General features: G+C 60.6%; 16 protein-coding genes and 4 pseudogenes. 12 read left to right on the forward strand and 8 right to left on the reverse strand.

Annotation, left to right across the window (positions count from 1 at the left end; all coding sequences use genetic code 11):
- Window positions 1-26: 26 nt before the first annotated feature.
- From G7066_RS05915 to mnhG, 5 genes and pseudogenes are all read left to right on the forward strand, one after another.
- Entirely contained in the window at window positions 27-2939 is a 2913-nt protein-coding gene (locus G7066_RS05915; protein ID WP_166329763.1) for a Na+/H+ antiporter subunit A, read from the forward strand.
- Window positions 2936-3445, forward strand: coding sequence for a Na(+)/H(+) antiporter subunit C (locus G7066_RS05920; RefSeq protein ID WP_166329765.1), 510 nt, complete (start codon window positions 2936-2938; stop codon window positions 3443-3445). Before G7066_RS05915 ends, G7066_RS05920 begins: the two co-directional genes overlap by 4 nt.
- Window positions 3442-5166, forward strand: a pseudogene (locus G7066_RS05925) (Na+/H+ antiporter subunit D). The gene G7066_RS05920 and the pseudogene G7066_RS05925 overlap by 4 nt, the downstream one beginning before the upstream one ends.
- On the forward strand, window positions 5159-5617 hold the full coding sequence (locus tag G7066_RS05930; RefSeq protein WP_341873870.1) for a Na+/H+ antiporter subunit E: 459 nt from the start codon (window positions 5159-5161) through the stop codon (window positions 5615-5617). Before G7066_RS05925 ends, G7066_RS05930 begins: the two are co-directional and overlap by 8 nt.
- Window positions 5618-5723: 106 nt before the next feature.
- Entirely contained in the window at window positions 5724-6401 is a 678-nt protein-coding gene (gene mnhG, locus G7066_RS15855; RefSeq protein ID WP_244303323.1) for a monovalent cation/H(+) antiporter subunit G, read from the forward strand.
- Between the two features lie 5 nt (window positions 6402-6406).
- Here mnhG and G7066_RS05945 read toward each other — a convergent pair whose 3' ends face one another.
- From G7066_RS05945 to G7066_RS15865, 4 genes are read right to left on the reverse strand one after another with little or no spacing between them, the layout of a single operon-like run.
- Window positions 6407-7480, reverse strand: coding sequence for a hypothetical protein (locus tag G7066_RS05945; protein ID WP_166329767.1), 1074 nt, complete (start codon window positions 7478-7480; stop codon window positions 6407-6409).
- Between the two features lie 44 nt (window positions 7481-7524).
- Window positions 7525-8334, reverse strand: coding sequence for a hypothetical protein (locus G7066_RS05950; RefSeq protein WP_166329769.1), 810 nt, complete (start codon window positions 8332-8334; stop codon window positions 7525-7527).
- Window positions 8258-9382, reverse strand: a complete 1125-nt coding sequence (locus G7066_RS15860) for an HSP90 family protein (protein ID WP_244303438.1) — start codon at window positions 9380-9382, stop codon at window positions 8258-8260. Before G7066_RS15860 ends, G7066_RS05950 begins: the two co-directional genes overlap by 77 nt.
- A gap of 5 nt (window positions 9383-9387) precedes the next feature.
- Entirely contained in the window at window positions 9388-9645 is a 258-nt protein-coding gene (locus G7066_RS15865) for a hypothetical protein (protein ID WP_244303439.1), read from the reverse strand.
- Here G7066_RS15865 and G7066_RS15870 point away from each other — a divergent pair.
- On the forward strand, window positions 9637-9843 hold the full coding sequence (locus G7066_RS15870; RefSeq protein WP_244303440.1) for a hypothetical protein: 207 nt from the start codon (window positions 9637-9639) through the stop codon (window positions 9841-9843). The two genes, G7066_RS15865 and G7066_RS15870, sit on opposite strands and share 9 nt — an antisense overlap.
- Before the next feature lie 153 nt (window positions 9844-9996).
- Here the strand turns inward: G7066_RS15870 and G7066_RS15880 are convergent, their stop codons facing one another.
- The 3 genes from G7066_RS15880 to aceB all read right to left on the reverse strand — a co-directional run bounded on the left by G7066_RS15880 (window position 9997) and on the right by aceB (window position 12464).
- Window positions 9997-10161: a hypothetical protein gene (locus tag G7066_RS15880; protein WP_244303324.1), complete on the reverse strand. Its 165-nt coding sequence runs from the start codon at window positions 10159-10161 to the stop codon at window positions 9997-9999.
- Window positions 10154-10579: a type III secretion system chaperone family protein gene (locus G7066_RS05960; RefSeq protein ID WP_166329771.1), complete on the reverse strand. Its 426-nt coding sequence runs from the start codon at window positions 10577-10579 to the stop codon at window positions 10154-10156. The genes G7066_RS15880 and G7066_RS05960 overlap by 8 nt, the downstream gene beginning before the upstream one ends.
- A 220-nt stretch (window positions 10580-10799) precedes the next feature.
- Window positions 10800-12464: a malate synthase A gene (gene aceB / locus G7066_RS05965; RefSeq protein WP_166329773.1), complete on the reverse strand. Its 1665-nt coding sequence runs from the start codon at window positions 12462-12464 to the stop codon at window positions 10800-10802.
- Window positions 12465-12647: 183 nt separating this feature from the next.
- Between aceB and G7066_RS05970 the strand changes: the two are divergent.
- The 4 genes and pseudogenes from G7066_RS05970 to G7066_RS05985 all read left to right on the forward strand — a co-directional run bounded on the left by G7066_RS05970 (window position 12648) and on the right by G7066_RS05985 (window position 16104).
- Window positions 12648-14125, forward strand: a pseudogene (locus tag G7066_RS05970) (helix-turn-helix domain-containing protein).
- Window positions 14126-14257: 132 nt separating this feature from the next.
- Entirely contained in the window at window positions 14258-14722 is a 465-nt protein-coding gene (locus G7066_RS05975; RefSeq protein ID WP_166329777.1) for an FHA domain-containing protein, read from the forward strand.
- Between the two features lies 1 nt (window position 14723).
- Window positions 14724-15400, forward strand: a pseudogene (gene ftsR, locus G7066_RS05980) (transcriptional regulator FtsR).
- Between the two features lie 149 nt (window positions 15401-15549).
- The gene (locus tag G7066_RS05985) at window positions 15550-16104 is read left to right on the forward strand and encodes a MerR family transcriptional regulator (protein WP_166329779.1); all 555 of its coding nucleotides are present in this window, start codon (window positions 15550-15552) and stop codon (window positions 16102-16104) included.
- A gap of 31 nt (window positions 16105-16135) precedes the next feature.
- Here the strand turns inward: G7066_RS05985 and G7066_RS05990 are convergent, their stop codons facing one another.
- Window positions 16136-16939, reverse strand: a complete 804-nt coding sequence (locus G7066_RS05990; RefSeq protein ID WP_166329781.1) for a ParA family protein — start codon at window positions 16937-16939, stop codon at window positions 16136-16138.
- 167 nt (window positions 16940-17106) lie between these two features.
- Here G7066_RS05990 and G7066_RS17815 point away from each other — a divergent pair.
- Both G7066_RS17815 and def read left to right on the forward strand, forming a co-directional pair.
- Window positions 17107-20502 (forward strand): annotated as a pseudogene (locus tag G7066_RS17815) (pyruvate carboxylase).
- Window positions 20503-20510: 8 nt separating this feature from the next.
- Window positions 20511-21002 (forward strand): peptide deformylase, encoded by a 492-nt coding sequence (gene def / locus G7066_RS06000; RefSeq protein ID WP_166329783.1) that lies wholly within the window; start codon window positions 20511-20513, stop codon window positions 21000-21002.
- Window positions 21003-21004 lie beyond the last annotated feature (2 nt).

Below are 21004 nucleotides of genomic sequence, written 5' to 3' on the forward strand. Positions count from 1 at the left end.
CGACGACCGAGCGAAAGAGGCCGCCTATGGGTGTGATGACGAGCACACTGCTCGCGCTCGCACTCATCTCGCTTCTCACCCACCCCATTGTTCGGCAGTTCGGGCGCAAAACGTTTATTGGTCTGGCTGCCGCAATGGCTGGCGCCTTTGCTGCCCTGTTCATCGCGGTTGCGCCGGTGTTTTCTGGTGAAGTGATCACCGAATCATTCGAGTGGATCCCGCAGCTGAACATGACGCTTAGCTTTCGCTTAGATGGGTTCTCCGCGCTCTTTGCACTACTCGTGACCGGGGCAGGTGCGCTGATCCTGCTCTACTGCGCCTATTACTTTGAAGAGGGCGAAGCGGGGCTCGCTCGTTTCGCTGCGGTCTTCATGGGCTTCGCGGTTGCCATGCTCGGACTCGTGCTCGCGGACGACGTCTACCTGCTCTTCATCTTTTGGGAGGGGACGACGATCCTGTCGTTTTTGCTCATCGGACACGTCACGAAACTGCGAACCGCAAACGCGGCCGCGCTTCAGGCGTTGATGGTGACCACCTTCGGGGGACTCGCGATGCTTGTGGGGTTTGTGTTGCTTTCACAGGCGGCTGGAACAACACTCCTGTCTGAGATTGTCTCCAATCCTCCGCAGGGTGCGCTCGGCACAGTCGCCGTCTACCTGGTGCTGGCCGGCGCGCTCTCAAAATCGGCTATTTTTCCTTTTCATCTGTGGCTTCCGGGCGCCATGGCCGCGCCGACCCCGGTGAGTGCTTACCTGCACGCCGCCGCGATGGTCAAGGCGGGAGTCTATCTGATCGCGCGCATTAGTCCTGGTTTCGGAGACGTGGTGGGGTACCGCGAGACACTCGTGATCCTTGGCGCGATCACAATGCTTAACGGTGGAATACGTGCACTCAAGCAGTTCGACATTAAGCTCATCGTCGCTCACGGCACGGTGAGCCAGCTTGGGCTGCTCGTGATGGTATTTGGTTTGGCGGATCCTCGCGCTGCTTTTGCGGGACTCGCGTTGCTCTTCGCTCACGCCGCCGCCAAAGCACCGCTCTTTTTGTCAGTTGGCATCATTGATCACGCCACCGGCACTCGCGACTTGCGCAAGCTCTCCGGGCTGGGGCGAAAGATGCCAGTGCTCTTTATCGTGACCGCCCTGGCCGCAGCCTCAATGGCGGGCCTGCCGCCGCTAGCAGGGTTCGTCGCAAAAGAATCCGCGTTCACAGAGATGTTGAGCATAGGGGCAGACAGTCCGCTCGCCCTTTTTGCGTTCACGGTTGCTGTGCTCGGAAGTATTCTGACGGTCGCCTACATGGGCCGCTTTCTATGGGGCGCTTTCGCCCGTAAAACCAACACCGAAACCTGCACCGTGATTCACTCTCCGGGCCGCGCAATCCTCGTCGCCCCGATGGCCTTTGTAGCAGTTGCACTGTTTACTGGACTGTTCGCAAGCGCGATCGACCCCTTCATGCAGGCTGCGATTGCGCCTCAACTTGAGGGCGCAGAAAAGGGCCACACTATCGAGCACCTCGCACTGTGGCACGGGTTTACCCCGGCGCTGGGTGCTTCTGCTCTGGTCATTATTCTGGGTCTTCTGCTGGCCAAGTTCTGTTCGCGCACCACAGCTGTATTCCGCACAGTGCCCGAGCGATTCTCCGCCTCACACGTGTACTGGCTGATAACACAGTGGCTTGACGTTGTTGCGGTGAAGTTGACCTCACTCACGCAGCGCGGATCTCTCCCGTTTTATCTTTCGGTGATCTTGATCGTTATGGTGGGCACCCTCGGAGGCACACTCATTGCGACGGATCAGTGGCCCGCGTCGTTTGAACTTATTACTTCGCCAGTGCAGATTCCGATCGCAATTGTGATGGTGGTTGCGGCCGTCTTCTCGCTTCGCGCGCGCACCAGGTTTCAATCCGTGGTGCTCGTTGGTGTGACTGGTTATGGCATGGCGGCGATCTTCGCGATGTCGGGAGCTCCTGACCTCGCCCTGACCCAGGCGCTTGTCGAGACCGTCACGCTAATTGCGTTTGTACTTGTGATTCGCCGTTTGCCACAGCGGCTTGGCACTTCATCGACGAGGCGGGTCCGCTGGATCAGGATCATTATTGGTGCCTCGGTCGGACTGACGATCGCTGCGCTTGCCCTCGTGGCGCTAGGATCTCGCGTTGCCGAACCCATTTCACTGCAGTTGCCCGAACTGGCCTACAGCGGGGGCCACGGTAGCAACGTGGTCAACGTGATGCTGGTTGATATTCGAGGGTGGGACACCATGGGTGAGCTCTCGGTGATTCTTGCAGCGGCCACGGGTGTCGCCTCGCTCGTGTTCTTGAACACCCGCGAAGATAACCGGCCCAAACTCAGCCGCAGCGCCGCACGCACGCAGGCGCGCGAGCATCTGCTGCGGGTGGTGGATCCAAAGGATCCGATGCGTCGCATCAGCTGGTTGCTTGCGGGTCGACACCTGGATCCTGCACGACGCTCGATCATGCTTGAGGTCGTGGTGAGGCTCATCTTCCACGCCCTCATCATTTTGTCGATCTTCTTGCTGCTTGCCGGGCACAACGAGCCCGGTGGTGGGTTTGCGGGAGGACTCGTCGCCGGGCTTGCGCTTGTCGCGCGGTACCTCGCGGGAGGTCGCTACGAACTTGGTGCAACTGTGCCGCTTGACGCGGGACGCATTCTCGGTGCTGGCCTTGCCCTCGCCGTCACGATGGCATTCGTGCCGATGTTCTTTGGGCAGGCTGCGCTTGCTTCATCGTGGGTCGATGTTGACCTCGGCATCTTCGGCACGCTGCCTTTTGTAACGTCTACGCTGTTTGATGTTGGCGTGTATCTCGTGGTGTTCGGTCTGATTCTCGATGTGCTGCGCAGCCTCGGCGCTGAGATTGATGAGCACGAAGAAAACGAGGCCTCGATGACGGAGGAAGAGGAGGTGGAATCCCGATGACGACGATGCCCCTGGTGCTGGTGGCACTCATGGCCGTGATGTACGCGTGTGGGATCTACCTCATGCTCGATCGGACTCTCACGCGTCTGCTGCTTGGTTTTTTGCTGGTCGGTAACGCGACGAACCTGCTCATTTTTCTCATGTCAGGATCCTTTGGTGCCGCACCCATCGTCGGTGAGGCATCCGCCGAAGATATGAGTGATCCGCTGCCGCAGGCGTTCATTCTCACTGCGATTGTGATCACGTTTGGGGTGAGTGCCTTCTTCCTAGCGCTCATTTACCGCTCGTGGCGGCTGGCACAAGACCGTGATGACACCGTGCAAGACGACGAGACAGATCTCGAACTGGCGACGGCAGACGAGCTCTCCGTCGATGAGGTCACCGATGAGGATCTCGCAGAGACCCCTGAGTTCTCCGATGATGATTCTGACGAGCCTGAAGATTCGGACAACCGCACTGAGCGTGCGGCAGCCGAATCCTCAGTAGAGGGGAGCGAACAGCGATGACCGTTCTCGTTCCGCTTGTAGTGTTGCTGCCGCTGGTCGGCGCAGCGCTTGCGCTCGCAGTACCGGGAAGGCGCCGCCTTCAGCAGGGAATCACTCTGGTCGCCCTTGGTGGTGTCGTTGCGCTTGGCGGCATCCTCATGGTTGTGGTCAATTCCCAAGGCACCCTGGTGATGGAGGTCGGGGGATGGGCTGCGCCGTTTGGTATCGCGCTGGTCGTGGATCGCGTCTCGGCGCTGATGCTCACCGTCTCGGCCGTGGTGCTGCTCGCGGTGTTTATCTTCTCAACGGGTCAGCGTCTCGCAGACGGTGACGAAGACGCCCCGGTTTCTATCTATTACCCCACCTATTTGGTATTGGGTGCGGGGGTGTTCAACGCGTTTATCGCGGGGACCTCTTCAATCTGTACGTGGGATTCGAGATCCTGCTTGTGGCCAGCTACGTGTTGATCACCCTGGGTGGTACTGCGCAGCGCATTCGCGCTGGCGTGACGTATGTTGTGGTCTCGCTTGTGTCGTCGGTATTGTTCCTCGCCGCGATCGCCATGATCTATGGGGCGACCGGCACCGTCAACATGGCGCACCTGACCGTAAGGATTGCGGAGCTGCCGTCCGAGGTTCAACTACTCCTGAACCTGATGCTGCTCATTGCGTTCGGGATCAAAGCCGCCGTGTTCCCGCTCTCCTTCTGGTTACCAGACTCGTACCCAACGGCTCCGGCCCCGGTCACGGCAGTGTTTGCGGGTCTGCTGACGAAGGTTGGCGTCTACGCGATCATTCGAACGCAGACGCAGCTGTTTCCAGATTCCAGCGTCGACAAGCTGCTCCTCATTATCGCGGGGCTCACCCTACTCATTGGGATACTTGGTGCCGTCTCGCAGCTAGACATTAAGCGTCTGCTTTCGTTTACGCTGATCAGCCACATCGGCTACATGATCTTTGGCATCAGCATGGCGAACGCCGCGGGATTTGCAGCGACGATCTACTACATCACCCACCACATCATCGTGCAGACCACGCTCTTCCTCGCGGTTGGCCTGCTTGAGCGGCAGGGGGCACGACGTCGCTCTCTGGGCTCGGTGGCATGCTCAAGACCGCCCCCGTGATCGCCGTACTCTTCTTTATTCCCATGCTGAACCTCGGGGCATCCCGCCCTTCTCTGGATTCATTGGCAAGATCGGACTATTTACCGTCGCGGCAGACCTCGCCACTCCTGGCGCCTACTGGCTGATTGGGATCGGCGCGCTTGTCTCGTTACTCACCCTGTACGCGCTTGCGCGGGCCTGGGTGCTGGCATTCTGGCGGCAGCGGCCGAAGGCCGCTGGTGAGAGCGGGCGGGATCGGGCTGCCTCGCTTGAAACGGGACCGATCCCGACCCCTGGCGCTGCACCGGGACCGGCAACCGAGGCACTCCGGCTGCGCGAGCGCGAGGAAGCGCTTTTCGAGAGACTCCACGACGCGCCTGACGCGCAGCCGCAGCGGGAACGCAAGACGATCCCGAAACTGATGGTTGGAGCCACGGCGGGCATGGTGCTTGTGAGCATCGCGCTGACCGTGTTCGCTAGTCCACTTTACGATTACTCTTGGAAAGCAGGGAAAGACCTTGCTCAGCCGGGCAAACTCGTGGAGCGGGTGCTGGGCAATTCTTCGAACGGTCTTGGTGGTGGCAGCGGGAAGACCGAACTGAGCGGTTCAGACGACGGTGAAGGAGGGGCCAATGAGTAGTAATCAGAACCTACCCGCACTCCCCACCGCTCGTCGCATCGAGTGGGGTGTTCGCTTGCACGAGCTACCACTGCTCATCGGGCTCGTACTGCTGTGGATGATGCTGTGGCAGACGCTCTCTTTGCTGTCGCTCGTGAGTGGGTTCATCGTCGCCTTTACTGTCATGCGCCTCTTCTACCTTCCGCCGGTTGAGCTAGCCGGCCGGTTTAACGTATGGTGGGCGGCACGTTATCTTGGTTTCTTCCTGTGGCAACTCGCGGTGGCCTCCTGCCAGGTTGCGTTGCTCGCTGTGCGCCCCGGCCCGCCGCCCAGAACTTCGATTATTGCGGTTAAGCTGCACACTCGTTCCGACTTCATACTCACCATGGTGGGTTTGACAACTTCCCTTATCCCGGGTCGCTCGTGGCAGATATCGATCGCTTCGAGTCGACGCTCTACTTGCACGTGCTGAACACTCCAACACAAAAGGAGATCACCAAGATGAGGCGCGAGACGCTGTACATTGAGCGTCTTCTTGTGATGGTCGTGGGATCTCGCGAAGAGATGCGGGTGCTTCGATGACGATGTTCTCGACGGCTTTGCTCATCGCGGCTGGGATCGGCTTAACCGCCACCGCGCTCATGGCGCTCGTGCGCATTGTGCGTGGTCCTACCATTCTTGACCGCATGGTGGCCTCTGACGTGTTGCTCACCACGCTGATGCTTGCCGTCGGTGCTGACATGGTGGCGCGGCACCACACCGCGAGCATTCCACTGATGACGGTTATTGCCGCGACCGCAACCTTTGCGACGATCGTGGTGGCGCGCTTTGTGAAGCGCCGCGCTGCGTTGCAGGCCGGGGCAGAAGCAACGACAGACTCGGGGAGGCAACCCATGTTTGAGCAGATCCTTGATCTCACCGCTCTGGTGTGTGTGGTTCTCGCTGCTCTGCTGTCGGTCGCCGCTGGCGTCGGGCTGCTCAGGTTTTCCGATGCGCTGAGTCGACTGCACGCGGCCACAAAGCCGCAGATCTTTGGGCTGCTGCTGGTCATTGCCGCGATCGCGCTCGATCAGCGCTCGATTGCGACACTCCTCGGCCTGATCCCGGTGTTTGTGTTCCAGTCGCTCACGGCGCCGATCGCGGCCCACATGGTGGGCCGCGCGGCGTACCGAACAGGTCAGCTCGACTCCGAGTCGCTTATTTTGGACGAGCTTGGCCCCGCGATCGAGCGCAGCGACAACGACATGACCCGGTAGAGAAACTACAGCTGTGCGACGATTTCGTCTGCTCGTTCTGGTTGGCCAGTTTGGCGAAGCAGATCAATGAGTTCGCTCGCCGTGTGAGCGCGCTCTTCACGACGCTGAGCCACGCTGAAACCCTCGAACGCTGACTCCAACGACCACAGCGCGTCCGTGGTCTGACCGTTTTCAAGCTGCACCTTGCCAGCAAGCCAGAAGGCGTGCGCGGCGTCGGCGATCCTGCCCAGCTGCGCGAACTCTTCGCCCGCTGAGGTCGCCTCTGCGGCGGCCTGCTCCAAGCCAAAGCCAGACGGACGCTGCTCGGGAGCTGCTGCCGCGAGGGATCGGGCGAAGGTGTCACGAAGTGTCGCACGCTCGAGTAGCCACTCGGACCTTCGGCGCTCCGCGAGATCTTCGCTGAGCCCTTCGGCGTTAAACTCCTCGAATCGCTGTAACTCTTCTTGGGTGATCCGAAGCAGAGTCTCGGGATCGTTCATGCGCGCGGCGATGGGCGCCCACGCTGTGAGTACAGCTGAGAGCGTGCCGGTGTTGCTGCCCCCAGTGCGTAGCCGCGAGACTGCGGCGGTGAAGAACTGGTGCGACGTTTCTTCCTCGTTGGCCAAGGCAGCGCACTGCGCCGCCTCAGCAAACGCGAGCCCGGAGCGTTCGAGCCAGCCCCCTGATTCCAACAGCTTTGCGGCTTCCGCATAAAGCGGGATTGCCTCGCCGTAGGCCTGCTGTGCAGCGAGTCCCTCGGCCTTGGCGAGTATCGAATCGGGTGCCGTTGGCGGGGTAGCCGTGCTCACTGACGCCGTGCCTTCAGCGGAGCCCTCAATCGCGGAGGTGGCTTCCGTACCGACGTCAAGCGCGTCAACGGGGGACTCCGCGAGTGGCTTCTCTACTCGCGTGGCGGCGAGAGCACGATTGATCGATCGGGCGTACATATCGTTCCCGTTGCGTGCGTCGAGATCTCGAGCCAGCCCCTGTGCAGCTGCAAGCACCCAGGCCTGCAGACCCGCAACGGTGTTCCACTCGGGTTCGCGGAACCCCGTTGGTAGTTCGCCGTGATCAAGGTTCGCCGATAAACCGGCGAGCACCCCCAAATAGAATCGCAGGTGGTAGGCGGGACTCTCACCCTTGGTCAGGGCCTCGGGTAGTCGTTACGCAGCAGACGAAGCGCCTGTTCGAGGCGGCCACCACGGGCCAACGTTTCGAAGCCGTATCCACGAGCAGAAGCAAACTCGGTCGGTCCGCCATCGTCGGTTGCGAGCGCTCGCTTGTGCATCGTGAGCGCAAGGTCAGGATCGCCACTCAGCAGGGCGGCAAGTGCAATTCCGTACCAGGTGCGAGTCGGCTCGATGTTGCACGAGCTGTCTTGGGTGAGGCCCAGTTTGACGGCCTCGTCATAGCGCTCAGCCGCGGTGAAGTAATCGACCTGTTGGCCGATGGTGCAGGCGCGGCAATCTTCAAACTCGTCACGCAGCCCCGTAATCCACTCCAGACGGAACGCATCCGTGTCGGGGTGGCCGGTGTGCCAAGCCCAGCGAAAACGGCTCATTCGCACCGACGAAACACCGTGCCCCGCAAGTTCGAAGCGACGCTCCATGTCGTCGAGAAATGCGACGGCTTGGGCGAGCGAGATTTGCGGATACTCGGCGAGGTCACCCGCCACCCACTTGAACTCCCAGAAGAGGTTTCGCTCGTCGCCCTCGTCGAAGAGTTCGGGGCTTTCATCCCAGAGTCGCAGGGTGCGGGCAAAGGCGGAGAACGACTTCACGCCCTGATCTGAAAAGCTGTACGCCTCGACCAGGTCGAGAAGCGCCTCTGCCAGCAGCTCCTTCGGGCCCTCCGTCTCAATGCGGCGTGTGATCGCCTCACTGGCTGATGTTCGCGCGGTGCCGTATGGCATGCGTCGAATGTCGTTGAGTTCGCGCTGTACTGTTGCGATCACAGGTTGCCTTCCTGGGCGGGGCGCCAAGGGCGCCATCGAGGAGTGTTCCAAGGGCGTCGGTGAGTGCCGCTGATTCAGACGAGCGGAGACCATCACCGGCGAGCATCACGGCCGACAGATACAGTGAACGCAAGCCCGCATCAAACACGTCACCGGGTGGTGCTGTGAGTAGGCGTCGTACGACACTCGAGGTGTCATTCAACACGAGGGTGCGCGTGCGGGACTTGGAGTCGCCCGCGAGTGAATCGAGCAGACCGTCCCAGCGTCCAGGTTCTGCTTCGCGTTCGCGGTTCAGCTCTCGACGGTGCTCACCGTCGGAGTCGCGCAGCAGCATCGCGGGCACGGTCTCGGGCGAGAACTCGCGCACGACCACGTCGCAGTCATCGGCTTCGAGAACTGTGCGAGCGTGAGCCACCGCGTCTGTAATCTCCCAATCGCGGCTCAGGTCTAGCTGCCCAAGCACCTGCACCAGATCTGAGCTCTCCAGCTCTCTCACACGCCAACCGGGGCGCTTTCCGAGGCGCTCCATGAGGTCAGCATCGTAGACATAGCCTGCGTTCACCACAACGAGTCCCTGAGCGCGTGCTACAGCGGCAACTCTGCGATATGCCTCGGTAGTGGTCGTGTAGACAACCTCGCCCGCCTTGGCGGCCTGTGCCAGTGTCATCGGGCCGTCCGTGGTTTCAAAGGGGAGAATTTCGGAGACCAGATCGAGCATCGCTGGATCTGTAAGCGCGAGGCCACGTAGCGCGAGGTGATGGGTCGCAATGACCGTGCGTGCGAGGGGTGAGGATCCGCGTAGCTCTGAAAAGGCCCACTGTTTGAGCTGCTCGCCGATCGCTTCGCGCACCCCCATGAGCACCTCATCATCGTGCAGTTGCTCGCGTGACGCGGTGGGTGACAACGAGTTGGTGTCGAGCACGGCGCGCACAAAAAAGGCCCAGTCGGGCAGCACCCGGTCGACACGGGGACCAAGCAGCATACGCTTCGTGTAGACACGGTGCTGGCCAGATCCTGGCGACACCGCCTGCGGCAAAATGAAGGCCACACCGCTCACCCCGCAACGGGCAGATCAAGGTTGATGCTGCCGAGAGGTGTGAAACCGAAGGTGCGCTCGCAGTACTCGTTGAGCGCTCGCTGCCGCGCTGCGGGCGAGGGGTGCTTGATGCGCCAGGGGAGTTCAGGCTCGGTGATTCGGCGCCAGACGTCATCTGAGGCATCGGAACCCTCGAGCTGCGTGCGCACGGCAATGTCAAAAGGCAACAGGGACGCGTACTCGGTCGCGAGGGCGAGTACGGTGTCGTGCGCCATCCAGTGCGCGACGTCTGGTCGGCCTGTGAGGCGCACGGTGGTGCCGGGGATGGTGGCATCAGGATCCTCGGTGATATCGAAGGTGCCGTCTGCTCGGCCGAGCCAACGAATCGGGTGGATCCCGCACGCGCCGAAAACGAACGTACCTCGATGGTTTCGGCAACCATAAAGGCGGCGAGCATGCCGATCCCGAACTGACCGATGAACTCGGCTCGGCCGATCCCGAATTCCTCATTTCGTTTCGAGGATCGTCCAATCGTCGCCAGCATTTCTGTGGCCTCTGTAGCAGTGAGTCCGATGCCGGTGTCGGTCACCTCAAGTGTGGGCGACCGTCTTCGTCGGTGCCAGCGCTCAGCCGAATCTGGGCGGGGTATTGGCATCGAGTTCACGACGCGCGGTTACTGCATCGACGGCGTTTTGAATGAGCTCGCGCACATATACCTGCGGACCCGAATAGAGATGGTGAGAGAGAAGGTCGACCATTCCAGAGAGGTCGACTTGAAAGCGTTTAGACACTGGGTGCGTTCTCCGGGTTGTACTTCTCCCAGACCTCGGGGTAAGCCTCGTTCAAGCTGTCGTAAAAGGCGTTGGCGGTGTTGATCGCGCAGAGCAGCTGCTGCGAGAGCTGACCGTCGGTGAGGCCCTGCTCAAAGTCGACGTTGTGCTCGGTATGCACGCGCACCATGCCCTCGTCGTCAATACGCGCGTAAGTTTTTGGCCACAGCTTCTGTGAGTTCCAGGAGTTGCAGAGCTCCAGGGCACGACCGAACTCGGTTCCCGGAAGAATGCCGCGCCACGCGCCACGAATGCAGAACAGCTCTTCGTTGTTGCCCGTCACAAAGAAGTAGTATGAGGCGGCTTCCCAACCTCCTCCGATGTCGCCGTCTTCGTCGACACCGTAGTTCCATTCTTCGCGGTCGAGGCCAGCTTTCACCCGCTCCTTCGAGAGGGTTGGAGGGTGTCTGCACCGCCAAGTGAGGGTGTGCTGTCCTTCGTGAAAAAAGCCATGCTCGTGTGTCCTTTCGAGGAAAAGTGCTCTCCTGAAGAATGCCACGTCAAGCTATGAAACATCCTGGGACGCACGGGTGCTTCGCAACATCAAAGGCGGCCCGGATCCGAGCAGGATCCGGGCCGCCTAGTTCTGTAGCGTGTGTTTACGCGTCGACGAGGTAGCGGCTGTAGGCCGGCACCGTGAGGAACGTTGGGAAGTCATCACCCAATGCGACGTCGGTGAAGAGTTCTGCCGCATCCTTATAACGATCGCCCTCGAAACGTTCGAAGGATTCCAGGGTTTCCTGGAGTACATCGGCAACCCACTCGCGGGTGATGCGCGTGCCCTCGGCGGTGGTCTGATCCTGGTGGATCCACTGCCAGATCTGCGAGCGGCTGATCTCAGCGGTTGCGGCGTCCTCCATGAGGTTGTCGATCGCGACGGCCCCGAGCCCCCGCAGCCACGCCTCAATGTAGCGGAGTCCGATCGAAACATTGTCGCGCACGCCCGCGTCGGTCACGTCGCGCCCGATATGCACGTCGAGCAGTTCCGCGGCAGTTACGTGTACGTCATCACGCTGGCGCTTGAGCTGATTGGGGTGATCGCCGAGCACCGCGTCGAACTCAGCCTGAGCTACCGAGATGAGGTCGGGGTGGGCCACCCAGGTTCCGTCGAAGCCGTCGTTCGCCTCACGGTTTTTGTCGGCGCGAACCTTCTCTTCGGCCCGTGCAGTGACTTCGGGATCGCGGCGGTTCGGGATGAACGCGCTCATGCCACCGATAGCGTGTGCGCCGCGCTTGTGGCAGGTCTTGACGAGCAGTTCGGTGTAGGCCCGCATGAATGGCACCGTCATGGTGACCTCGCTGCGATCCGGCAGCACAAACCGTGCGCCGCGGCCGCGGTAGTTCTTGATGATCGAGAAAATGTAGTCCCATCGGCCAGCGTTGAGACCAGCGATGTGATCACGCATTACATAGAGAATCTCTTCCATCTCGAATGCAGCAGGCAGTGTCTCGATGAGCACTGTTGCGCGGATGGTGCCGTGGTCGAGGCCGAGGGCCTGCTCGGTAAATGTGAAGATGTCGTCCCAGAGTTTTGCCTCTTCGCTCGACTCAAGCTTGGCGATGTAGAAGTAGGGTCCGCGGCCACGTGCCACAAGCTCGCGGGCGTTATGGAAGGCGTACAGGCCAAAGTCAACGAGGCTGCCCGAGGCAGCACCCGACTGGCCCTGCACATCGGTGAAGCGGATGTGTTTCTCAACCAGGTGCCAGCCGCGCGGGCGCATCACGATGGTGGGAGTGCGCTCGGCGGTGACACGGTACTCCTTGCCCTCCGGGCTGATGAAGCTCAGCCGCTCGCGAATCGCGTCGAGCAGTGAAAGCTGGCCGCCGATGACGTTGCGCCAGGTGGGGCTCGTTGCGTCCTCTTGGTCAGCGAGCCACACGCGTGCCCCCGAGTTCATTGCGTTGATGGTCATCTTCGGATCGGTCGGACCCGTAATCTCAACACGACGATCCTCGAGTCCAGGACCGGCCCCAGCAACCTTCCAGTTCGCGTCCTCGCGAATCCGGCGGGTGTTCTCACGGAACTTCGGATCGCGGCCGTTACCAATTTCGTAGCGCCGGCGCTGGCGATCCGCGAGCCGCTCGTGCCTGGTGCTCGCAAAACGGTGGTGCAACTCGGTGAGAAACTGCAGCGCCTCGGGCGTAAGAATCTCATCGAAGCGTTCGAGCTGCGGCCCGAGCACCTCCATGCGTGGTGAGCGAGTGCGATCCTGAGTTGGGGTGGCGGTCTGCGTCTGCTGCGGAGCCGCCTGCGTGATGGTCATAGTCCTGATCCTTTGTGTGAAAAGTGTTGTCAGGGCCTCGCCTGGTTGAGCGAGACCGAAGCTGGAAAGCTGGTGTACTTCTATCTTGCTGGGTGCATTTGAGGTGAATGCGGCTGATAGGGGGGTGAAGATTTGCGATATTTCTGCTTGCTAGAAAATTTCGGCTCTGGCAGCATTGTGGGCATGACGAATCTCGACACTGCCGGACCGGTTGCTGACGCTGAGAACAGCACCGACGCGCTGACACTTGGGCGCCAGGTGCGTGAGCGCCGCATCGCACGCGGGTTGACTCTCGAGCAACTCGCAGCGGCGGTGGATCGTGCGCCCTCACAGCTTTCGGCGATCGAGAACGGCAAACGTGAGCCCAGGCTACCGCTGTTGCGTGCGCTCGCCGCTGCTCTCGGGGTGACCGTCGACGAACTGCTGAGCGACGAGGCCCCGAATGAACGAGCAGCGCTTGAGATTTCTGTGGAGCGTGCACAGCGTGGCGCGGTGTTTCGCTCGCTCGGAATTCAGCCCGTGCGAGTATCAAAAGCGACGAGCGATGAGACGCTGAAGGCGATTCTTGGTCTGCATCAAGAAGTTGAGCGCTTACACAGCGAGCGCGCTGCCACTCCCGAGGAGGCCCGCCGCGCGAACACTGAATTGCGCGCGGAAATGCGGGTTGCGGGCAATTACTATCCCGATCTTGAAAAAGCGTCGGTCCAGCTGCTCGACAGCGTCGGTTACAGTGGTGGCCCGGTGTCGCAGCAGATGATCTCGACTGTTGCAGAAAAGCTGGGGTTCCAGCTGCACTACGTTTCGAACGTGCCGCACTCGACCAGATCCGTGATCGATCGACGCAACGGTCGTATTTATCTGAGCAGTAATTTACCGTCGAGAGACGCGAGGGCACCGATTCTGCGAGCCCTCGCGAGTGTGGTGTGCGGTCACGAAGAACCCAAAAACTATGCAGATTTTTTGCGGCAGCGAGTTGAGGCGAACTATCTTGCCGGTGCGGTGTTGTTGCCTGAAGAGGCGAGTGTCGACGTGCTTCAGGAAGCAAAGAAGCAGCGCAGGATCTCAATGGAGGACCTGCGCGATGCGTTTGGGGTGTCGTACGAGATGGCGGCTCACCGCTTTACGAACCTCGCTACGGAACGACTGGGGCTGGAGGTACACTTTATGAAGGCGCACGAGTCGGGCACCCTCATTAAGGCCTATGAGAATGACGGTGTCAGATTCCCCTCTGATGCGCTGGGTAACTTTGAGGGCGCGATGGTGTGTCGCAACTGGACCGCCCGCACTATCTTCTCTCAGCCGGATCGGTTTAACCCCTGGTATCAGTACACCGACATGGCAAGTGGTGGAACGTACTGGTGCACCTCGCGTGTTGAGAAGGCTAAGGAGGGGCTCTATTCCGTGAGCGTTGGGGTGCGCTTTGAAGATGTGAAGTGGTTCAGGGGGCGAGAAACGCCCCATCGTTCGCAGTCGTTCTGCCCCGATGACCGTTGTTGTAGACGCGCCTCTGACGAACTCACACGGAAATGGCAGGCAGCGGCCTGGCCCGAGGCCGCAACCCCAACGAGTTTGCTTGCCGCGTTGCCGACTGGCACCTTTCCAGGGTTGACTCCCATGAGGTTTACGAGTTTCTGGAGACTCAAGAGAGACTTTCCCGGTAAAGTGTGCGCGCCACGCCGGTGGCTGGCAGAATTTAGCATTTCGAGATGCGGGTTATGTGCTGGCTGCGATAGCGTAGGGGCGTGGAACCGATTGGTTTCGAGAAGGCGCGAGTGTAGAAGACGGGTGAGGGCGTGGACTCCGAGAAGCAGATTCGTCGTGACGACAGCACTGAGGTAAAGGCTACCCAGCAGTTCCGTGACGACCTGGGGTCCATGATTCGTGCTCGAGCGACCGATCTTACGATCGATGAGCGTGATGCGGTTGAGGCGCTGCCTTCAGGCGCTGCGCTGCTCGTAGTGCGTCGTGGCCCCAATCTTGGCGCGCGTTTTTTGCTTGACCAAGACGTGACGGTTGCGGGGCGTCACCCCGCCGTCGATATTTTTCTCGACGATGTGACGGTTTCCAGGAGGCACGCGGAGTTCCGCAGGAGTGGCACGGAGTTCTCCGTAGCGGATCTGGGGTCACTGAACGGTACTTTCTGTGACGGTTCACGCATTGACGGTGAGTTGCGATTGGAAGACGGTGCAGAGGTGCAGGTGGGCAAGTTCCGTTTCACGTTCTTTGCCTCCCGCTTTGATCTCGCGGAAGCGCTCTAGCGTGACGGCTGCTGGTGCCCAAAAGCTAGCTGGCGGACTTCTCAGCATCGGCCAGGTGCTTGCGGCTCTTCAAGACGACTTCGCTGACCTCACCCCGTCGAAGCTTCGTTTCCTTGAGGAACAAGGCCTTGTTGCTCCTCAGCGAACTAAGTCTGGGTACCGCAAGTTTTCGCAGGCCCATATTGAGCGTCTGCGACTGATCCTTACCCTGCAGAGGGATCATTACCTGCCGTTGAAGGTGATTGCGGAAGTCCTGGACGACATGGATCAGGGTCTAGACCCGATCATTCCCGGGGCTTCTCAGCGAAACGCGTCAAGTGTGCTCGCTCCTAAAAGGGTGCTGAGTAGCGACGAGCTGCGGCGAGTCACGGGCGCGACTTCTCGTTTCTTGGGCGAGGCTATTGCGGCGGGTCTGCTGCCCGCTGCCGAGGTCTTTCCACACGATGCAGTGCCTCAGCTGACGGCCCTCATGCGGCTAGCTGAGCGGGGATTACTCCCCGTCACCTGCGTTCGCTTCGAGTCGCGGCCGAGAAGGAAGCGGAGATGATCTCGCACGCGGTTTCGACGCGCGGTGTAAACAGTCGCACGCCTCTCGGTACGGAGGACTCGTTGGAACTCGCCGGGTACCTCGATACCGTGCGCTCCGGCGTGTTGCGCAGACGTTTTAGCGGACAATAATTCGATCCGATTTCCGCGTAATTTCAACCTTCAAGTGAAACTTGAGAGCGACACGTTTAAATTGTTGTTCGGAGGTCGTTGCACAGGGATCACGCGGTGGGTAGCGTTAGTGGAGTTCGGTGCGGTGCACCGCCCGAGAAAGGACCGTCATGGAGAACTCCCAGCAGCCGATTGATTCAGATCTGCTGTTTAATGACGGCCTTCCCCGCCCCAATCAGGACGGTGGATTCAAGGGGGCAACCGCGGCGAAGGCCGCGGGAATCAGCTACCGCCAGCTCGATTATTGGGCTCGCACAGGACTCGTTGAGCCGACCGTGCGCGGCGCTCAGGGATCGGGATCACAGCGTCTCTACGGTTTCCGTGACATTCTGGTGCTGAAGCTTGTTAAGCGACTTCTCGACACCGGTATTTCACTGCAGCAGATCCGCACGGCTATCGCACAATTGCACGACGCGGGAGTGCACGATCTCTCGCAGACCACCCTCATGAGTGATGGTGCGAGTGTGTACCTGTGCACCTCGAACGATGAGGTTATCGACCTCGTCAGCCAGGGGCAGGGCGTGTTTGGGATTGCCGTGGGCAAAGTGCTTCGAGAAGTTGAGACCTCACTCGTTGACATGGAAGAGCATCGCGACCAGGCCGAACCTGCTTCTTCTGCGAGAGACGAGCTCGCTCAGCGCCGTAAAGCCCGCAAGATTTCCTAACTAGGCTGGGCCTTGCGGGCCGAACTAAGTTTTACTCGGCAGCGTCAGCCATGCCGGCCGACCGGAGGATGCGATCGAGGATCGTATCGAAGTTTGTAGCCATCTCTTGCGACGCTTCGCCCGGCCACATGTGGACGGGTCGTGCCGCGCCCTGGGCCTGCTGAAGTGACGGGCGTTCTGGAAGCTGCGGGCTCAGAATGAGTGGGCCAAACATCTCGCGAAGTTCGCGAATGCGGAACTGATGCTCCATCGACTGCGGCTGGGTGCGGTTGATGAGTACACCCAGGGGCTGCAGACGCGGGCTCACTCCACGTCGAATTTCTTCGATCGCACGGAGTGCTCGGTCGGTTGCCGCGACGGCAAACAGGCTTGGCTCGGCAACGATCAACACGCGGTCACTCGCTGCCCAGGCCGTGCGGGTCAGGGCATTGAGCGACGGGGCGCAGTCGACGAGCACGAGGTCGTACTCAGACTCGACGGTCGCAAGCGCTTCCTCAAGCTTCCAGATGTCGCGAGCGGAGGGGTGCGGGCCGTCAAAGTTGATAGCAGACGGGCTGCCAACAAGCAGGTCGATGGTGCCACCCTCGTGGTACTGATTCCAACCGCTGTGAGCAATCGCATCACGCACAGTCTTTTCCTTCGGGCTCTCCAGAACATCGGCGACGTTGGCATACCCCTCGGGGTTGACGTCGAGGCCGGTCGACACGTCGGACTGTGGATCGAAGTCGACAACAAGGGTGCGAAGACCCCGCGAGAAGGCAGCCGAAGCGAGGCCAAGTGTCACAGTTGTCTTGCCGACGCCACCCTTAAGGGAGCTCACACTCAATACATGCACGACCACAGTTTAGTGGATTCATGCGGAAGAACTTCCCGAAAGAGGTGTGAGCCTGAACAATCCACTGACTTTGAGTCCAGTGCAACCACAGCGTGTACGCTGATTCTGGTAACAGAAACGGTCTGGGCAACCGGTTTACTACAGCAAATACAGAGAGGTGTTCCTGGATGTTCGGTAAAGTTTTGGTTGCTAATCGCGGAGAAATTGCGATCCGTGCGTTTCGTGCGGCGCACGAACTCGGAGCCCGCACAGTCGCGGTGTTTCCATACGAGGATCGCAATTCCCTACATCGTTTGAAGGCAGACGAGGCGTATCAGATTGGTGTTGAGGGACACCCTGTGCGGGCCTACCTTGACGTTTCTGAGATTGTTCGGGTAGCCCGGGAGTCGGGGGCCGATGCCATTTACCCCGGGTACGGGTTTCTTTCAGAGAACCCGGAGCTTGCGGCGGCGGCCGATGCAGCGGGCATTCGCTTTATTGGCCCTGGCAAACTTGCGCTCGAGATGGCTGGCAATAAGGTCGCCGCGAAGGAACACGCGATCGCTGCTGGCGTTCCCGTGCTGAAATCGACTCCTCCCTCACAAGATCTTGACGCGCTGATAGCGGGTGCAAAAGAGATCGGCTTCCCGGTGTTTGCCAAGGCCGTGGCCGGAGGCGGCGGGCGGGGCATGCGCCGGGTCGAGCGGGTTGAGGATCTCAAAGACGCACTCGAGGCTGCTATGCGTGAGGCAGAGTCCGCGTTTGGTGATGCAACGATGTTTATTGAGCAGGCGGTGCTGCGCCCTCGACACATTGAGGTGCAGGTGCTGGCCGATAAGACTGGTGCTACGGTGCACCTGTTCGAGCGCGATTGCTCGGTGCAGCGCCGTCATCAGAAAGTTGTTGAGATCGCGCCCGCCCCGAATCTGTCGCAGGCGCAGCGTGACGCACTGACGCGGGACGCCGTCGCGTTTGCGGAATCGATTGGCTACGAAAATGCGGGCACCGTCGAGTTCTTGATGGACACCGAGGGGCGCGTGCTGGCCAGCACGTGTTTATCGAGATGAACCCTCGCATACAGGTAGAACATACCGTGACGGAAGAAGTCACCGATGTTGATCTCGTGCAAGCGCAGATGAAGATCGCCGCGGGCGCGACACTCGAAGAGCTCGGTCTGTTGCAGGATCAGATTCAGCTGCGCGGCGCCGCTCTGCAGTGCCGAATTACGACAGAGGATCCCGCAAACGGTTTCCGCCCTGACCTTGGACGCATCACCGCGTACCGTTCCCCGGTGGCGGCGGAGTGCGCCTTGACGGCGGTACGATTAATGCCGGTGCGCAGATCAGCCCGCACTTCGACTCGATGCTCGCAAAACTCACATGCCGTGGCCGAGATTTTCAATCCGCGGTGATTCGTGCAGAGCGCGCTCTCGCTGAGTTCCGCATTCGCGGGGTCGCCACAAATATCCCGTTCTTGCAGGCAGTGCTGGCGGATCCCGATTTTCGCTCGGGTGACGTTTCAACCTCGTTTATTGAGGAGCGACCCGAACTGTTGCAGATGAACAAGCCGAAAGACCGCGCCACGAGGCTGCTGCAACACATCGCTGACGTGACCGTGAACCAACCAAACGGCCAGCGCCCGGCGCAGTTGGATCCGGGGCTGAAGCTACCGGCTATCGACGTTACTCAGCCCGCGCCTTCCGGGTGTCGCCAACTGCTGCTCGACCTCGGTCCTGAACAGTATGCGGCAAAACTGCGCCAGCAGACGGCCCTGGCTGTCACAGAAACCACCTTCCGTGATGCACACCAGTCGCTGCTCGCGACGCGTGTGCGCACACGCGACCTTGTGCGGGTTGCCCCCTACGTTGCGCGGTTAACACCCGAGCTTTGGTCCGTAGAAGCCTGGGGTGGGGCGACCTACGATGTCGCGCTCAGGTTCTTGGGGAGGATCCGTGGGATCGGCTCGCCGCGCTGCGCGAGGCCCTCCCGAACATTCCGATTCAGATGCTGTTGCGTGGTCAGAACACCGTTGGCTATACGCCCTATCCGGAGCGGGTCGCCCAGGCATTTGTAAAGGAAGCAGCCGAGACGGGCGTGGATGTCTTTCGTATCTTTGACGCGTTGAACGATGTCGGTCAGATGCGGGTCGCGATTGACGCCGTGCGCGAGACCGGCACCGCGGTAGCCGAGGTGGCGATGTCATATACGGGCAACCTGCTCGACCCGAGAGAAGATAAATACACCCTCGAGTACTACCTGCAGCTCGCAGACAAGATCGTCGCCGCAGGTGCACATGTGCTCGCGATCAAAGACATGGCGGGGCTGCTTCGCCCGGCGGCCGCAGGCAAGCTTGTGACGGCTCTGCGGGAACGTTTTGACCTGCCGGTGCACCTGCACACCCACGACACCCCCGGTGGGCAGCTCGCGACGCTGCTCGCCGCCAGCGCCGCGGGCGTTGATGCCGTTGATGTCGCATCCGCGCCGATGTCTGGGACCACAAGCCAGCCCTCAATGTCTTCGCTCGTTGCGGCGCTCGCAAATACCGAGCGAGACACTGGCCTCGACCAGGACGTTGTGTATGCACTCGAGCCCTACTGGGGTGCGGTCCGTGAACTATACAAGCCCTTCGAGTCGGGTCTGCCGAGCCCGACGGGACGCGTGTACACGCACGAAATCCCAGGCGGACAGTTGTCAAACCTGAGGCAGCAGGCCATCGCTTTGGGGCTCGCTGGCAACTTTGAGAAAATCGAAGACATGTATGCGGCAGCTGACCGGATCCTGGGTCGCATTCCCAAGGTGACACCCTCTTCGAAAGTCGTGGGCGATCTGGCACTGCACTTGGCCGCGGTTGACGCGGACCCCAAAGACTTCGAACAAAATCCCGGCAAGTACGACATCCCCGACTCAGTGGTTGGGTTCCTCGCGGGTGAGCTCGGTGAGATTCCGGGCGGTTGGCCAGAACCGTTCCGCACGAAGGTGCTTGCGGGTCGCGACGTGAACATTGAGGTAGCTGAGGTGAGTGATGCGGATCAGGCGCTTCTTGACGGTACCAGCGTCGAGCGGCGCCAGACACTCAACCGGCTGTTGTTCCCCGGGCCGACAACGCAGTACGAACAGTCAAAGGAGCACTTCGGAAACCTGTCGGTGCTCGAAACCAGTGATTACCTGTACGGGCTCGACGCAGGCACGGAGCACGCGATCGACCTTGCTAAGGGTGTGCGGCTCTACGTTGGACTCGAAGCGATTGGTGAGGCCGACGATAAGGGCGTGCGCACCGTTATGGTGCGGGTGAATGGCCAGCTGCGGCAGGTGTTCGTGAAGGACACCGCAGTGGCCGTGACTGTAGTGGTCGCTGAGAAAGCGGATCGTACGCTCCCAGGCCACGTGCCGGCCCCGTTCTCGGGAACCGTAACCGTGAGAGTTGCTGCTGGAGACACGGTCGAAGTTGGGCAGCCGATTGGTGTGATCGAGGCCATGAAGATGGAAGCCGCCATCACCGCCCCAGTAAGCGGTACGATCGAACGCGTTGCATTCTCTGGTGCCCGAGCAGTCGAGGCCGGAGATCTTATCGCCGTTATTGCATAGGAGACCGCATGGCCGTCCGAGACATCCGCATCTTTGGAGACCCGGTGCTGCGCACCGTCTGCGACCCGATTCTTGAGGTTGACGACGGTGTGCGAGCCCTCGTCGAGGATCTGTGCGAAACGGTGGATTTCGACGGCCGTGCGGGCCTCGCGGCAACCCAGATCGGACACACGCAGCGCGCCTTTAGCCTGCACATTGACGGCAAGATCAGCTATGTACTCAACCCCGAGATAGTCTCGCTTGAGGGGGAGCCGCAGCTTACCGGTGAGGGTTGCCTCTCAGTGCCTAACCTCTGGTTCGAGGTGCTGCGCTACCCAAAGGCGACAGTGCGCGGCATGGATCTCGAAGGCAATGAAATCGTGATCTCTGGTGAGGGTTTGCTTGCGCAGGCGCTGCAGCATGAGTGCGATCACCTCGACGGTAAGCTGTACATTTCACGGTTGGATCGCGAAAGCCGCGGTGAGGCCATGCGCCAGATCCGTACCTCGGATTGGTTCTAGGG

This window comes from Leucobacter coleopterorum, from assembly GCF_011382985.1.
GTDB classification, from domain to species: Bacteria; Actinomycetota; Actinomycetes; order Actinomycetales; family Microbacteriaceae; genus Leucobacter; species Leucobacter coleopterorum.